Origin of the sequence: Anoxybacillus sp. ST4, assembly GCF_019448545.1 — a bacterium.
GTDB lineage: Bacteria > Bacillota > Bacilli > Bacillales > Anoxybacillaceae > Anoxybacillus > Anoxybacillus pushchinoensis.
This window is the reverse complement of record NZ_JAHZOE010000003.1, coordinates 163,985-178,524: the sequence shown is the minus strand read 5'-3', so window position 1 is coordinate 178,524 and position 14,540 is coordinate 163,985. Positions and strand designations below refer to the sequence as shown.

Genomic DNA, 14,540 nt, shown 5'->3' with positions numbered 1-14,540 from the left:
TTACCGAGCAAACGCCGGTGACTCGTATTGCCCAGCAATGGTTAACATACACTAAATAGAATACATGTTTTTCCGATAAAATGCAAGGGGATTTTGAAAATATTCGCGTGCCGCTTGGGCATCGCGATGAATTTGTTCCACAAGTTCATGAACAGAAGAAAATGCTCGTTCATCACGCAATCGTTTATGCCATTGGATAGACACATTTGCTCCATAAATGTCTGTTGAAAAATTAAACAAATGTACTTCAATCGTTGGCTCGTCCCGTCGTACTTGAAACGTCGGTTTATATCCGACATTGCATACGCCTTCCCACGTTTTTTCATCGATCGTGACCGTTACCGCATATACGCCGACGCGCGGAATGATGTAGTCGTCATCAAGCGCGACATTGGCCGTCGGAAATCCGATCGTCCGCCCACGTTTGTCTCCGTGAACGACTGTACCTGTAACTTTATACAATCTTCCAAGCACATGCGGCAATTGCTCGACATCTCCTTCAGCTAATCGTTGCCGAATGTATGTCGAACTAATTTTTTCTTCACCAAACGTCTGTTTCGGAATGACTGTTTGGGTAAATTGTTCACGGGAATGAAACGGCAACGTTTCCATCGTTCCTTTCCCGAGACGACCGTACGTAAAATCAAAACCTGCCACAACATGCTTTACGCCAAGTCCGATGATGTATTCATCTACAAACTGTTGTGGTAACAAATGAGCAAATTCAGCGGTAAATTCAACGACGTATAAATAATCCACACCAAGCTTTGCGATTTGTCGTTCTTTTTCTTTTAACGGCGTAATGAAACGAACATGTTGCTGTGAGCGTCCGAGCACGACAGACGGATGCGGATGAAACGTCATGACGGCGCTTTTATATTCGTGACGGTCAGCTATTTGCTTCGCCGTTTCGATCACTTTTTGGTGTCCTAGATGAACACCGTCAAAATAACCGAGCGCCATAACGAGCGGATGATCGTTTTTTTTATGTAACGGATGAGACAGCCAAATGGTTTTCATCGTTTTCACCTACAATACTTTTAAAGGTTTCATATAACTTCGCTTCGTCGGATGAGGCATATAAATGGCTAACGCTTCTCCGCATGCATTCAACATTAACATACGTTCAGGCATAGAAGATGGAGCCAGAAGAAGCGCACCGTTTTTTACTTTTTTCTCTTCTTCCGTATTTAGTACATATGTCGGCATGTGCGCTAACGCACGTTCAATCGGCCATAATAATGCATGAACATTTCCTTCTTCCATATGGCGTTCAATTTGTTCAAACGTCACACATTGTTCAAGTGTGAATGCTCCAGATGCCGTGCGAACGAGATGCGACATGTGCGCTGGGTAACCGAGCTTTTCACCCATTTGAACGGCGAGCGTACGCACGTACGTCCCTTTGCTGCATGTGACGCGAAAGCGAAAAGAAATGCGCTCTCCCGTAAAAATGGTTCGTTCATCGAGTAGCTGCAGCTCGTGAATGTACACCATCCGTTTCGGGCGCTCTACTTCCATGCCAGCACGGGCATATTCGTATAACTTTTTACCATTCACTTTTACCGCTGAATACATCGGTGGCACTTGTTCAATTTCCCCCGTGAGCTGAGCAAATACACGTTCAATGTCACGGCGGAAGATGGGACGTTCGATCGGCTTCATGTAGACGACATCACCCGATGCATCTTCTGTTGTCGTCGCGATGCCTAACGTCGCTTCCCCTTCATACGTTTTTCGCTCCGCCGTTAATAGCTCAACAATTTTTGTCGCTTTTCCAATGCAAATCGGCAATACGCCCGACACGTCAGGATCGAGCGTTCCTGTATGACCAACTTTTTTCGTTTGGAATAACTTACGAATGCGCATGACACAATCATGTGACGTCACGCCAGCAGGTTTATGTAACAATAACACTCCGTCCATCGCTTCACCTCTAAAAATAGCGGAAATGGATAGACGCACGTCTATCCATTATTCTTCTTTATGTTCTTTTTCTTCGGAAATTTGTTTAATTAAACTTTCGATTCGTTGTCCGTAATCGATCGTTTCATCAATTTCAAAGTAAATTTCTGGCGTTTTGCGCAAACGAATACGTTGCCCAATTTCCGAACGGATGAAGCCTGTGGCTTTCGCTAATCCTTTTAACGTATTTTTCTTTTGCTCTTCATCACCAAGAACAGAAATATATACTTTCGCCTGCTGCAAATCGCCTGTCACCCGAACATCTGTAACAGTAACAAAACCGATGCGCGGGTCTTTCAGTTTGCGCCCAATAATATCGCTTAATTCTTTTTTCATTTGTTCGCCTACACGTGTGGCTCGCAAACTCATGATCATCACCTCAATTAAAACCACTCAAATGTCGTAACCGTTCGCTCAATTTCTGGAAACGAATCAATAAATTGTAGCGCCCGGTGCAATTCTTGTTCCGTTGCGGTTCGCTCAGCTGTAATGGCTACAATTCCAAGCTTCGTTCGTTGCCATACGTTTTGATAATCTACTTCGGCTACGGATATATTATATTTTTGTTTAAGCCGTGTGACAACACGTTGCAACACGGCTCGTTTTTCTTTTAATGATTGGACGTCGTAAATGATGCATTCGCATTCGACGTATCCGATCATTTCCGCTCAACTTCTTGCATAACATAAGCTTCAATGACGTCGCCCTCTTTAATATCATTAAAGTTTTTAATCGTGACGCCGCATTCGTATCCTTGGGCAACTTCTTTTACATCGTCTTTGTAACGTTTTAGCGTGTCAATTTGCCCTTCATACACGACAATGCCTTGACGAATGAGACGAACGCTGCTGTCGCGCGTAATTTTTCCATCTGTCACATAACAACCAGCGATCGTACCAACTTTCGATACTTTAAACGTTTGTCGAACTTCTGCTTGACCGATGACTTTTTCTTCATACTCCGGATCAAGCATTCCTTTCATCGCCGCTTCGATTTCTTCGATCACTTTATAAATGATGCGATGGAGGCGAATGTCCACTTTTTCCGCTTCCGCCACACGTTTCGCATTCGCATCTGGACGAACGTTGAAACCAATCACAATGGCGCTCGATGCGGATGCAAGCATAATGTCGTATTCTGTAACTGCGCCCACGCCAGAGTGAATAATTTTAACGCGCACACCTTCGACTTCAATTTTTTGTAATGCAGCGACGAGCGCTTCAACAGAACCTTGCACATCCGCTTTCACGATAATGTTCAGTTCTTTCATTTCACCCTGCTTAATTTTTTCAAATAAATCATCTAAGCTGACGCGCGCTTTCGCACTTCGTTGTTGCACAATTTGCTTTTGCGCGCGCGCTTCGCCAATTTGACGAGCTTTTTTCTCATCTTCAAACACCATAAAGCGATCGCCCGCTTGCGGCACTTCATTTAGCCCTGTAATTTCTACCGGTGTAGACGGGCCTGCCTCTTTGACGCGACGACCGAGATCGTTCGTCATCGCCCGTACACGTCCGTACGTATATCCGACGACGATTGGATCGCCGACGCGCAACGTACCTGATTGTACGAGAAGCGTCGCCACTGGGCCGCGACCTTTATCTAATTTCGCTTCAATTACTGTTCCTGTCGCACGGCGGTTCGGATTTGCTTTTAATTCTTCCATCTCGCTAACAAGCAAAATCATTTCAAGTAAATTGTCAATTCCTTCGCCCGTTAACGCCGATAGTTTGCAATAAATTGTATCGCCGCCCCACTCTTCCGGAACGAGCTCATACTCCATTAACTCTTGCATGACGCGATCTGGATTTGCTGTTGGCTTATCGATTTTATTGACTGCCACAATAATTGGAACGTTTGCCGCTTTCGCATGGTTAATCGCTTCAACAGTTTGTGGCATGACTCCATCATCCGCTGCAACGACGAGAATGACGATGTCCGTCACTTGCGCCCCGCGCGCGCGCATCGTTGTAAACGCTTCGTGACCAGGTGTATCTAAAAACGTGATTTTTTTGCCGTTGACTACAACTTGGTACGCACCGATATGTTGCGTAATACCGCCCGCCTCTTGTTCTGTTACTTTCGTGTGGCGAATCGAATCAAGCAACGTTGTTTTCCCGTGGTCAACGTGTCCCATGATCGTTACGACTGGCGGGCGTTCGACTAAATCTTCTGGATTGTCGACGATTTCAATCGTTTCGAATTCTGTTTCATCGATCGTTACTTTTTCTTCTACTTCTACACCGTAATCCGAACAAATTAACTCGATCGCATCTTTGTCTAAGTCTTGGTTAATTGTTGCTGGAATGCCGAGCAGAAATAGCTTTTTAATAATTTCTGACGGCTGTTTCCCTAATTTTTTTGCTAGTTCAGCGACCGTTAATGAACCTTCGAACGTCACTTTTTTCGGAAGCTCTTTTTCTTTTTTCTTTTGTACTTCTGGCTGTGGAGCTGGCTGAGGCTTTTGTTTTTTATTTTTTTTGTTATTGAAAATTTTCTTTTCTTTTTGTTGGATTTGCAAGTCGTGTTTTTTCCCTTCGCGATTTTTTACTACTGGTTTTTTAATTGGCACTTTCTTTTGAATAACTGTATCGTCATCTTCTTCAAATTGTTCTAAAACATGTTTCTTTGCTGGTTGCTTCTTTTCCTCTTTTGTCATTTGTTGTTTTCGTTCTTGCTCTTGTGTTGGTTTAAATGAACGATCTAGCTTTTCGACAACATCGGCTTCAATCATCGTCATATGGTTTGATACGTCGATGTTCATTTCTTTTAGTTTATGGATGACATCTTTACTTGACACATTATGTTTTTTGGCATATTCGTATACACGCATTTTTGACATACATTCACCCCCAAAATGTTAGAGCATCGTTTTTAGCTTTTGTGCGAATCCTTCATCCGTAATCGCTACAACGACTCGTGCTCCTTTTCCAATCGCCCCACCTAATTCATAGCGATTGTCTACATAGCAAAGTGGAACGCGGTAAAACGCACATTTATCGGAAATTTTCTTCGTTGTGTTTTCTGATGCATCTTCCGATAAAATGACAAGCTTCGCGCGCTTACGCTGAATTTCCTTTACGACAAGCTCTTCTCCCGAAACAACTTTGCGCGCCCGATTCGCTAATCCGAGAAAAGAAGCCCACGGTTTATCATGCATTTGTTTCTCCGTTCTCCTTCTCAGCAAGCTGTAATAGCTGTTCGTAAATTGAATCGTCAATCGTTGTCTTTAAATGATGCGCAAGCGTATTTTTCTTTTTCGCAAGCAAGATACATTCTTTGCTTAACGTGATATACGCACCGCGTCCAGCTTTTTTTCCTGTCGGATCAATCGATACATCGCCTTCTTTCGAGCGGACGATGCGGATCAGCTCCTTCTTTGGCTTCATTTCCCCTGTGACAACACATTTGCGCATCGGAATTTTTTTCGGCATGTTACTCCACCTCACTAATCTCCTCTTCGTCAACTTGGAACGATGATGAAGAACGAGGGTAAATACCTAGCTGTTCTGCTTCAGACTGGCTTTTAATATCAATTTTCCAGTTTGTTAATTTAGCCGCTAAACGCGCATTTTGTCCACGTTTTCCGATCGCAAGAGATAATTGATAATCTGGCACAATGACCGTCGTTGCTTTTTCTTCTTCGTTGACGATGACATCGAGCACTTTTGACGGACTTAGCGCATTAGCTACAAATTCAACCGGATCTGCCGACCAGCGAACAATATCGATTTTTTCACCTTTTAATTCGTTTACAATCGCTTGTACCCGCTGACCTTTTGGTCCGACACACGCGCCAACCGGATCGACTTCAGGGTTATCAGAATGAACAGAAATTTTTGAACGATCTCCTGCTTCACGCGCAACGGACTTAATTTCTACCGTCCCGTCATAAATTTCCGGCACTTCCAATTCAAACAATCGCTTAAGCAATCCTGGATGCGTGCGCGATACGTAAATTTGTGGTCCTTTTGTCGTTTTTTCTACTTTTGTAATGTATACTTTAATGCGATCATGCGGCTTATATGTTTCATTCGGCATTTGTTCACTTATCGGAAGTAGCGCCTCAATTTTACCGAGGCTGACATAAATAAATTTCGAATCTGTTCGCTGTACAATACCTGTCATAATATCTTCTTCACGATCAGCGAATTCGGCATAAATGACGCCGCGCTCCGCTTCACGAACGCGTTGTGTCACTACTTGTTTCGCTGTTTGAGCAGCAATACGTCCGAAGTTTTTCGGCGTCACCTCAATTTCAACGACGTCGCCTACTTGATAATTTGGATTGATTCGCTTCGCTTCATCGAGCGAAATTTCTAAGCGGGAATCGTACACTTCATCTACTACTTCTTTGCGTGCAAATACACGAATCGTTCCCGTTTCTTGATTAAAGTCAACACGCACGTTTTGCGCTTGATTAAAGTTACGTTTATAAGCGGACACAATCGCCGCCTCAATCGCTTCAATTAACACTTCTTTACTAATGCCTTTATCGCGCTCAAGCGCCGTTAAGGCATCCAACAATTCTGTATTCATGAACCGGTCGTCCCCCTTTATGTGAATTAAGAGAAAATGACAGCCAGCCGTGCGCTAGCTACTTTTTCGTATGGAATCGTCACCATTTTTTTCTTTGTTTTTACTTTCACTTCTACTGTCACCGTATGACCATCAAATGCGGCTAACAACCCTTCGAACTCTTTTTGGCCATCAATCGGTTCGTACGTTTTCATATAAACATGTTTCCCGATGGCACGTTCGAAATCTCTCGTCTTTTTGAGCGGACGTTCAGCCCCCGGTGACGATACTTCTAAAAAGTAATTGTGCGGAATCGGATCGACTTCATCTAGCTTTTCGCTTAATCGTTCGCTGACGACACCGCATTGATCAATATCAATTCCAGTCGGTGAATCAATAAAGACGCGTAAAAACCAGTTCTTTCCCTCTTTCACATATTCAATGTCGACAAGCTCTAATCCGATCTCTGTCAAAATCGGGGTGACGAGCTCTTCAACAATGTGCGTCACTTTTTTCATCTTGGTCCTCCTAACTGCAAGAAAATCCCTTGCAACGGCAAGGAATCTCGAATCAATACGAAAGAGTGGGTTTCCCCACTCTTTTTGTACATTATCTTTACCATTTCCACTAGAACTATAACATATTGGCAAAAAAATTGCAACTCATTTAAAAGAGCGACAATTGGTTTTGATCTGGTAGCGACTGCAAACAGCCGCGACTTTCGAGATATTCTAAAATCGTTTTTGATACTTTTCCACGTTGCTGTAAATCTTCTTTCGATAAAAATTCGCCTTCTTCCCGCGCGCGCACGATGCTAAGCGCAACGTTCGTCCCTAATCCTGGAATCGCATTAAACGGCGGAATGAGCGAATTTCCGTCAATAATAAACTCTGTTGCTTGTGAACGATACAAGTCGATATTTTTGAATGAAAATCCTCGTTCACACATTTCGAGGGCAATTTCAAGCACCGTTAATAAGTTTTTTTCTTTTGCGGAAGCGTCAAGCCCTTTCGCTTGAATTTCTTCAATTCGTTTACGAATCGCAGCAGATCCTTGAATCATCGCATCTAAATCAAAATCTTCTGCGCGTACGGTAAAATATGATGCATAGTAAAGAAGCGGGTGGTGCACTTTAAAATACGCGATGCGCACCGCCATTAACACGTAAGCAGCCGCATGGGCTTTCGGGAACATATATTTAATTTTTTTGCACGATTCAATGTACCATTTCGGCACATCGTGCTTGCGCATTTCCTCTTCAAACTCCGGCGTTAATCCTTTCCCTTTCCGCACTGATTCCATAATTTTAAATGCTAGCGACGGCTCTAAACCGCGGTAAATTAAATATACCATAATGTCGTCGCGACATCCGATCACTTCCGATAGCGTACACGTTCCGCTCTGAATAAGCTCTTGGGCGTTGCCGAGCCAAACGTCTGTCCCGTGCGATAAACCTGAAATTTGCACAAGCTCCGAAAATGTTTTCGGTTTTGTTTCTTCTAACATTTGGCGAACGAAGCGCGTACCGAACTCCGGAATTCCTAGCGTACCTGTATTGCACATAATTTGTTCAGGCGTTACTCCAAGCGATTGTGTGCTACTAAAAATTTTCATCACTTCTGGATCGTCTGTCGGAATTGTTTTTGGATCAATTCCGCTTAAATCTTGCAACATGCGAATCACTGTTGGATCATCGTGTCCGAGAATATCTAACTTTAATAAGTTATCGTGAATGGAGTGGAAATCAAAATGGGTTGTACGCCACTCCGCACTCGTATCATCGGCTGGATATTGGATCGGTGTAAAATCATAAATGTCCATATAATCTGGAACGACGATAATACCGCCTGGGTGTTGTCCTGTCGTCCGCTTGACTCCCGTACATCCTGCCGCTAACCGATCTACTTCTGCCCCGCGCACGTGAAGGTTATGATCGTTTATATACCCTTTCACAAACCCATACGCTGTTTTGTCAGCTACGGTGCCAATCGTTCCTGCGCGATATACGTTATCTTCACCGAATAACACTTTCGTATAGTTATGCGCTCGCGGTTGATACTCGCCTGAGAAGTTCAAATCGATATCTGGCACTTTATCCCCTTTAAACCCTAAAAACGTTTCAAAAGGGATGTCGTGTCCATCTTTATTGTACCGTGTGCCACATTTCGGGCAGTCTTTATCCGGTAAATCAAATCCAGAACCGACCGAGCCGTCATCAAAAAACTCGGAATGCTTGCAGTTCGGACAGACGTAATGCGGTGGAAGCGGATTAACTTCCGTAATTTCGGTCATCGTCGCAACAAATGACGAGCCGACCGAACCGCGAGAACCGACAAGATAGCCGTCATCAAGCGATTTTTTTACAAGTTTATGAGAAATTAAATAAATGACTGCAAAGCCATGACCGATAATGCTCTTTAACTCTTTCTCTAATCGTTTTTCAACGATGTCTGGAAGCGGATCACCGTAAATGCTTTTTGCACGCTCATAGCTCATGCGATGAATTTCTTCGTCTGCGCCTTCGATTTTTGGTGTGTACAGCTCATCTTTAATCGGTTTCACTTCCCCGATGAGATGGGCGATCTTGTTTGTATTTGTGACAACAATTTCTTTCGCTTTTTGTTCGCCAAGAAATGAAAACGCCTCTAACATTTCGTTTGTCGTTCGGAAATGAACGTTCGGCAATTCATGTCGATTTAACGGATTGCCGCCCGATTGTGAATGAATTAAAATTTTGCGATAAATTTTATCCTCTTTGTTCACGTAATGTACGTTTCCTGTCGCCACAACCGGAATGCCGAGCCTTTCGCCAAGTTCCACAATATTTGTAATAATTTCTTTTACCGCTGCTTCATCGCGCACATACTCCATCTCAATGAGCGGAGCGTACACTTCCGGTGGATGCACTTCAAGAAAGTCATAAAACGGAGCAATTTTTTCTGCTTCTTCCATTCCTTTTTGCATCATCGCTTCAAACAACTCACCTTTGTCGCATCCTGAACCGACTAAAATACCTTCGCGATGTTGCTGTAATACGGAACGTGGAATGCGCGGAACCCGGTAAAAATAATGAACATGTGAAAATGAGACGAGTTTAAATAAGTTTTTTAAACCGACTTCGTTTTGCACGAGCAATGTCGCATGAAACGGGCGTGATCGCTGAAAAGCACCTTGTTCTTTCGATGCCACATTGAGATGGTCGTGATAAGTAATTCCTTTTTCATCAAGCTCTTTCAATAAATGAATAAGCAAATACCCTGTCGCTTCAGCATCATAAATGGCGCGATGGTGTTGAGTTAATTCAATGTTAAATTTTTTACAAAGCGTATTTAAACGATGGTTTTTTAACTCCGGATATAAATAGCGAGCAAGTTCAAGTGTATCAATAACTGGATTTGTTACTTTACCCCGATGAATCTTTTTAAATCCTGCATTTAAAAAACCAATATCAAACGTTGCATTATGGGCAACGAGCACACAGTCTTCTATCCAGTGATAAAATTTCTCTAACACTTCTTCGACGTCTGGAGCGTCTTTTAACATATCGTCCGTAATTTTCGTTAATTCAATAGTCGTTGCAGAAAGCGGATGATGCGGGTTAGCAAACGACTCAAAACGGTCAATAATTTCTCCGTTTTTTACTTTTACCGCGGCTAATTCAATAATTGTATCATATACAGCGGAAAGCCCTGTCGTTTCCACGTCAAATACGACAAACGTATCGTCCATAAGGCGACGGTGAGCTTCATTGTAAGCGATCGGTACACCATCATCGACGATATTCGCCTCTAGCCCATATAAAATTTTCACACCATATTTTTTCCCTGCACTATATGCTTCAGGAAACGACTGGACAACGGCATGATCCGTTACAGCGATCGCCTCATGACCCCATTTTTTTGCTTGTTCAACAAGCTTTGTGATAGAGGCGACAGCATCCATTTGACTCATCTGCGTATGAACATGCAGCTCGACACGCTTTTCTTCCGCCGTATCTTGACGTTCATTTGGTTTCACTTCATTTAAATCGTTCGCAATGAGCACAAGATCGCGTACAAACGTATCGTTTTGCACGCTACCGCGCACTTTAACCCACATTCCTTTTTTTACACGTTGCATTAATTCTGCATCTTCTTTATCGCGCGAAAACATTTTCACAAGAATGGAGTTTGTATAGTCGGTCATTTTCAACGTCAATAATGTTCTTCCACTTTTTAACTCTTTTGCTTCTACGTCAAAAACGTACCCTTGCACGACGACACGCCGCTCTTCTTCTACAATTTGGTCAAGAGAACGAATTTGTTCCTCGTCTTTAATATGGTAACCAATTACAAGCGGACCGCTTTCCTCATTCTCGTGGTTCTCTTCTTGTTTCGGCATCGCTTCCATAAACGCGGCTAAAGCGCGCTCTTCATCTTCTTTTTGTTTTTGAGATAAAAATTGTTCAAACTGCTGTTCATCGTGTTTCACGTCAGCTTCTAATTGCAAATGCGGAAAGCCAAACGAGGCGTACGTCTCAGCAAACAATTGAGCAAATCGTTTTTTCAAAGCAATCGCTTCTGCCTCATTGCGCGCTTGTACAGTTACTTTCGTTCCTTTTACTGCCGGTTGCTGTTGCGCGAGCAAGGAAAGAAGAGGCGAGTTTTGTTGAATCGTGTCAATAAAAATCGGCCAATACATCGCGACATCTTCAGCAGTAAACGTTTGATCCTCTACTGCAACTGTGCATTGCACATGGGCGATATGGCGAAATTGTTCGATTAATCGTTTACGAAATTCAGCATATACGTGCGCTTGCAAAATGGCAGGAAAGCGAAAGTAAAAATGCCAACATGTCGTTCGTTTGTCGACAACGACTTTTTCAATTCGTCCATGCGCCAAATCGTTTGCGATATGAGAAGAAGAAAGCTGTAACTGTTGTAGTAAAATAGAAAATCGTTCTTTTTGTTCTTCCTTTTGTTCTTCCTTCATTGTTGTTCGTTACAAAAAGATGTAACGGTACACCTCCCTTTCTTTTTTATACATCGTTTGGGAGCGATAGACGACAGAAAGAGAGGGACCCCCCTCTCTGTCGTCTACAAATAACGGCGCAATGTTTCAATTAATTGCGACACGTGCACTTCTTCTGTTTCACCTGTTTTGCGCACTTTCACTTCAACAATTCCTTCACTTGCGCGCTTTCCGACCGTTACACGCACAGGCAAGCCAATTAAATCGCTGTCAGCAAATTTTACTCCTGGACGTTCTGCACGATCATCGTACAACACTTCAAATCCTTCTTGTTGTAAACGGTCATACCATTCATCTGCAAGTTCCCGTTGCTCGTCCACTTTTGGATTGACAGAAATGAGATGAACATGGAACGGAGCAACTGCTGTCGGCCAAATGAGCCCGTGTTCATCGTTATATTGCTCTGCGATGGCTGCAAGTGTGCGAGATACACCAATGCCATAGCACCCCATAATCATCGGCTGCGTGCGCCCATTTTCGTCTAAATATGTTGCATTCATCGCTTCACTATAACGCGTTCCGAGTTTAAATACATGTCCAACTTCGATTCCACGCGCAAAACGAATCGTTCCTTTTCCGTCTGGCGATGGGTCTCCTTCTTGAATAAAGCGAACATCGGCATATTGCGCAGCAAAGTCACGATCTGGGTTAACTCCTTTGTAATGGTAGTGGGCTTCATTCGCTCCACATACACCGTTAACAATTGCTTTCACCGCATGATCGGCTAAAACGAGCACATCGTCGCGAACGCCAATTGGACCAAGGGAACCAACTTCGCAGCTCATTACTTGTTTCGTTTCATCTGGTGTTGCTAATTCAACAACTGTTGCTTCTAATATATTTTTCACTTTCACATCGTTAACCTCATGATCGCCGCGAACGAGAACGAGCACGTAACGATCGTCTACTTTAAACAGCAACGACTTGATACATTTTTCTTTTGGCACTTGAAGGAATTGGCTCACTTCTTCAATTGAGCGTTGTTCTGGCGTATGCACTTTTTCAAGCGGTGCATGCGGCTCATCGCTTCGCTCATACGTTGTAATCACTGGTGCCATTTCAATGTTCGCAGCATAATTAGAGGAATCTGAGTATGCAATCGTATCTTCTCCAACATCAGATAAAACCATAAATTCATGCGTATCTTTTCCGCCCATCGCACCAGAATCGGCGATGACTGCACGGAAATTTAATCCGCAACGACGGAAGACGTTTGCATACGCTTCGTACATTTTATTGTACACTTCATCTAAACTTTCGTGTGAAGCATGAAAGGAATACGCGTCTTTCATGATAAATTCACGACCGCGAAGCAAACCGAAGCGCGGACGCTTTTCGTCGCGAAACTTCGTTTGAATTTGATAAAGCGTCAGCGGCAAACGTTTATATGACTTCACTTCATCACGAACGAGCGCCGTAATGACTTCTTCATGTGTTGCCCCAAGCGCAAAGTCGCGATCGTGGCGATCTTTTAAACGCATCAATTCCGGTCCGTACGAATACCAACGACCTGATTCTTGCCATAATTCGGCTTGTTGGAGCGCTGGCATGAGCAGCTCAATAGCACCGGCGCGCTCCATTTCTTCGCGAATGATCGCTTCGATTTTTTGCAACACACGCTTGCCGAGCGGTAAAAAACTATATACTCCGCTTGCATTTTGACGAATGAAGCCGGCGCGAAGCAATAGCTGATGGCTTTTAATTTCCGCATCTGCTGGTACTTCACGCAACGTAGGAATAAATGACATACTTTGTTTCATCTCTTGCACCTCTTACTCCATCAATTTATTATAAGAAAAATTTTTGAATATCGTTCCATGTCACAACAAGCATAAGCAACATAAGAAGGGCGAAGCCAATAAAATGCACAATGCCTTCTTTTTGGCGATCAATCGGCTTTCCACGCAACGCTTCAAGCGCAAAAAACGTTAAGCGGCCACCATCGAGCGCTGGAAGCGGAAGTAAGTTGATAATCCCTAAGTTGATGCTTAAAATCGCTCCCCATTTCATTAAGTAATACACACCTGATTGAGCGACTTTATGCGTCGAAACTGCAATACCAACTGGTCCAGATAACATATCGAACGAAAATTTTCCCGTCAGCAAATGACCTAAACCAACAATAATCTCCTTTGTCCAATAGTACGTTTCTAGCGCGCCCTGCTTTATAGCACCAACAACTGATTTTTCCATCGGTCCATACACGCCAATTAGTCCAATTGTTTCTCCTTCAATCGTTTTCTTTTCCGGTGTAACGGTAAGATCGATCATTTCACCGTTGCGATTGATTTGAAATTGGAGCGGTTTTTCTGGACTTTTCCGAATGACTGTAACGACATCTGTCCACGAAGACATGGACTGTCCATCGATGGAAATGACAACATCCCCTTGCTTTAACCCAGCTTCACGTGCTGCACCGTCTTCGGTTAACTCGCCAATGATCGGTTTGTCAACCGGATAGCCTTGCAGCAGCCCAATAACAATAAAAATGACGAGCGCTAAAATAAAGTTCATTAGCGGGCCAGCGAAAATAGTCATGGCGCGCTGTCCGAGCGTTTTAGAACCGAATTGACGATCGTACGGCGCAATTTGCATTTCCTCTCTGTCAATGACAAAATACGCTTGGTCACTTAATTCAAAACGTTGTAAGCGATCATCATCACCTTCATAGCCTTCAATATATAGCTCATGCTCAAAGTCAGCGCGCTCCACTTCAATGATTTTGGCATCTGGATATTCATCTTTATGATTGACGATTACTTTTTTCACTTTGCCTTCCGAGTCAAACAATAATCCGACAACTTGACCGCGCTTAACGTCCATCATCTCCGGATCTTCACCGGCCATGCGGACGAAACCACCGAGTGGAAGTAAGCGAATCGTATATGTCGTTTCTCCTTTTTTCATGGAAAACACTTTTGGGCCGAATCCAATCGCAAACTCACGGCATAAAATACCAGCCCGCTTAGCGAAAATAAAGTGACCTAACTCATGAAAAAATACAAGCGCACCAAAAATGATAATAAAAGCAATAACCGTTTCCAACG

The 14,540-nt window shown here is 43.4% G+C and carries 12 protein-coding genes; all 12 read right to left on the bottom strand.

Annotated elements, in window-relative coordinates:
* Window positions 1-51: 51 nt before the first annotated feature.
* Window positions 52-1,020 (bottom strand): bifunctional riboflavin kinase/FAD synthetase, encoded by a 969-nt coding sequence (ribF, locus tag K1I44_RS04200; RefSeq protein WP_219985348.1) that lies wholly within the window; start codon window positions 1,018-1,020, stop codon window positions 52-54.
* 9 nt (window positions 1,021-1,029) lie between these two features.
* Complete coding sequence (truB, locus tag K1I44_RS04195; RefSeq protein WP_219985347.1) at window positions 1,030-1,926, bottom strand: tRNA pseudouridine(55) synthase TruB; 897 nt, start codon at window positions 1,924-1,926, stop codon at window positions 1,030-1,032.
* Between the two features lie 48 nt (window positions 1,927-1,974).
* Window positions 1,975-2,334, bottom strand: a complete 360-nt coding sequence (rbfA, locus tag K1I44_RS04190) for a 30S ribosome-binding factor RbfA (protein ID WP_003394813.1) — start codon at window positions 2,332-2,334, stop codon at window positions 1,975-1,977.
* A 14-nt stretch (window positions 2,335-2,348) separates the two neighbouring features.
* Entirely contained in the window at window positions 2,349-2,627 is a 279-nt protein-coding gene (locus tag K1I44_RS04185) for a DUF503 domain-containing protein (RefSeq protein WP_003394815.1), read from the bottom strand.
* Window positions 2,624-4,807 carry a translation initiation factor IF-2 gene (infB, locus tag K1I44_RS04180; RefSeq protein WP_219985346.1) on the bottom strand — a complete coding sequence of 728 codons (2,184 nt, stop codon included), beginning with the start codon at window positions 4,805-4,807 and terminating at the stop codon, window positions 2,624-2,626. The genes K1I44_RS04185 and infB overlap by 4 nt, the downstream gene beginning before the upstream one ends.
* Window positions 4,808-4,825: 18 nt before the next feature.
* Window positions 4,826-5,125, bottom strand: coding sequence for a YlxQ family RNA-binding protein (locus K1I44_RS04175; protein WP_003394819.1), 300 nt, complete (start codon window positions 5,123-5,125; stop codon window positions 4,826-4,828).
* Window positions 5,118-5,399, bottom strand: a complete 282-nt coding sequence (gene rnpM, locus K1I44_RS04170) for an RNase P modulator RnpM (RefSeq protein ID WP_003394822.1) — start codon at window positions 5,397-5,399, stop codon at window positions 5,118-5,120. Before rnpM ends, K1I44_RS04175 begins: the two co-directional genes overlap by 8 nt.
* Window position 5,400: 1 nt before the next feature.
* Window positions 5,401-6,504, bottom strand: coding sequence for a transcription termination factor NusA (gene nusA, locus K1I44_RS04165; protein WP_003394825.1), 1,104 nt, complete (start codon window positions 6,502-6,504; stop codon window positions 5,401-5,403).
* Between the two features lie 26 nt (window positions 6,505-6,530).
* Window positions 6,531-7,001 (bottom strand): ribosome maturation factor RimP, encoded by a 471-nt coding sequence (gene rimP, locus K1I44_RS04160; protein ID WP_003394827.1) that lies wholly within the window; start codon window positions 6,999-7,001, stop codon window positions 6,531-6,533.
* Window positions 7,002-7,149: 148 nt separating this feature from the next.
* Entirely contained in the window at window positions 7,150-11,454 is a 4,305-nt protein-coding gene (locus tag K1I44_RS04155) for a PolC-type DNA polymerase III (RefSeq protein WP_219985345.1), read from the bottom strand.
* A gap of 104 nt (window positions 11,455-11,558) precedes the next feature.
* Window positions 11,559-13,253 (bottom strand): proline--tRNA ligase, encoded by a 1,695-nt coding sequence (locus tag K1I44_RS04150; protein ID WP_003394832.1) that lies wholly within the window; start codon window positions 13,251-13,253, stop codon window positions 11,559-11,561.
* Between the two features lie 28 nt (window positions 13,254-13,281).
* Entirely contained in the window at window positions 13,282-14,538 is a 1,257-nt protein-coding gene (gene rseP, locus K1I44_RS04145; RefSeq protein WP_219985344.1) for an RIP metalloprotease RseP, read from the bottom strand.
* Window positions 14,539-14,540 lie beyond the last annotated feature (2 nt).

Excerpts from the sequence above, each read along its gene's own strand:
- truB (WP_219985347.1), bottom strand. The coding sequence starts at position 1,926 with ATGGACGGAGTGTTATTGTTACATAAACCTGCTGGCGTGACGTCACAT.
- K1I44_RS04155 (WP_219985345.1), bottom strand. The coding sequence starts at position 11,454 with ATGAAGGAAGAACAAAAGGAAGAACAAAAAGAACGATTTTCTATTTTA.
- K1I44_RS04175 (WP_003394819.1), bottom strand. The coding sequence starts at position 5,125 with ATGCATGATAAACCGTGGGCTTCTTTTCTCGGATTAGCGAATCGGGCG.
- K1I44_RS04150 (WP_003394832.1), bottom strand. The coding sequence starts at position 13,253 with ATGAAACAAAGTATGTCATTTATTCCTACGTTGCGTGAAGTACCAGCA.
- K1I44_RS04185 (WP_003394815.1), bottom strand. The coding sequence starts at position 2,627 with ATGATCGGATACGTCGAATGCGAATGCATCATTTACGACGTCCAATCA.
- rimP (WP_003394827.1), bottom strand. The coding sequence starts at position 7,001 with ATGAAAAAAGTGACGCACATTGTTGAAGAGCTCGTCACCCCGATTTTG.
- nusA (WP_003394825.1), bottom strand. The coding sequence starts at position 6,504 with ATGAATACAGAATTGTTGGATGCCTTAACGGCGCTTGAGCGCGATAAA.
- ribF (WP_219985348.1), bottom strand. The coding sequence starts at position 1,020 with ATGAAAACCATTTGGCTGTCTCATCCGTTACATAAAAAAAACGATCAT.
- rbfA (WP_003394813.1), bottom strand. The coding sequence starts at position 2,334 with ATGAGTTTGCGAGCCACACGTGTAGGCGAACAAATGAAAAAAGAATTA.
- rnpM (WP_003394822.1), bottom strand. The coding sequence starts at position 5,399 with ATGCCGAAAAAAATTCCGATGCGCAAATGTGTTGTCACAGGGGAAATG.
- infB (WP_219985346.1), bottom strand. The coding sequence starts at position 4,807 with ATGTCAAAAATGCGTGTATACGAATATGCCAAAAAACATAATGTGTCA.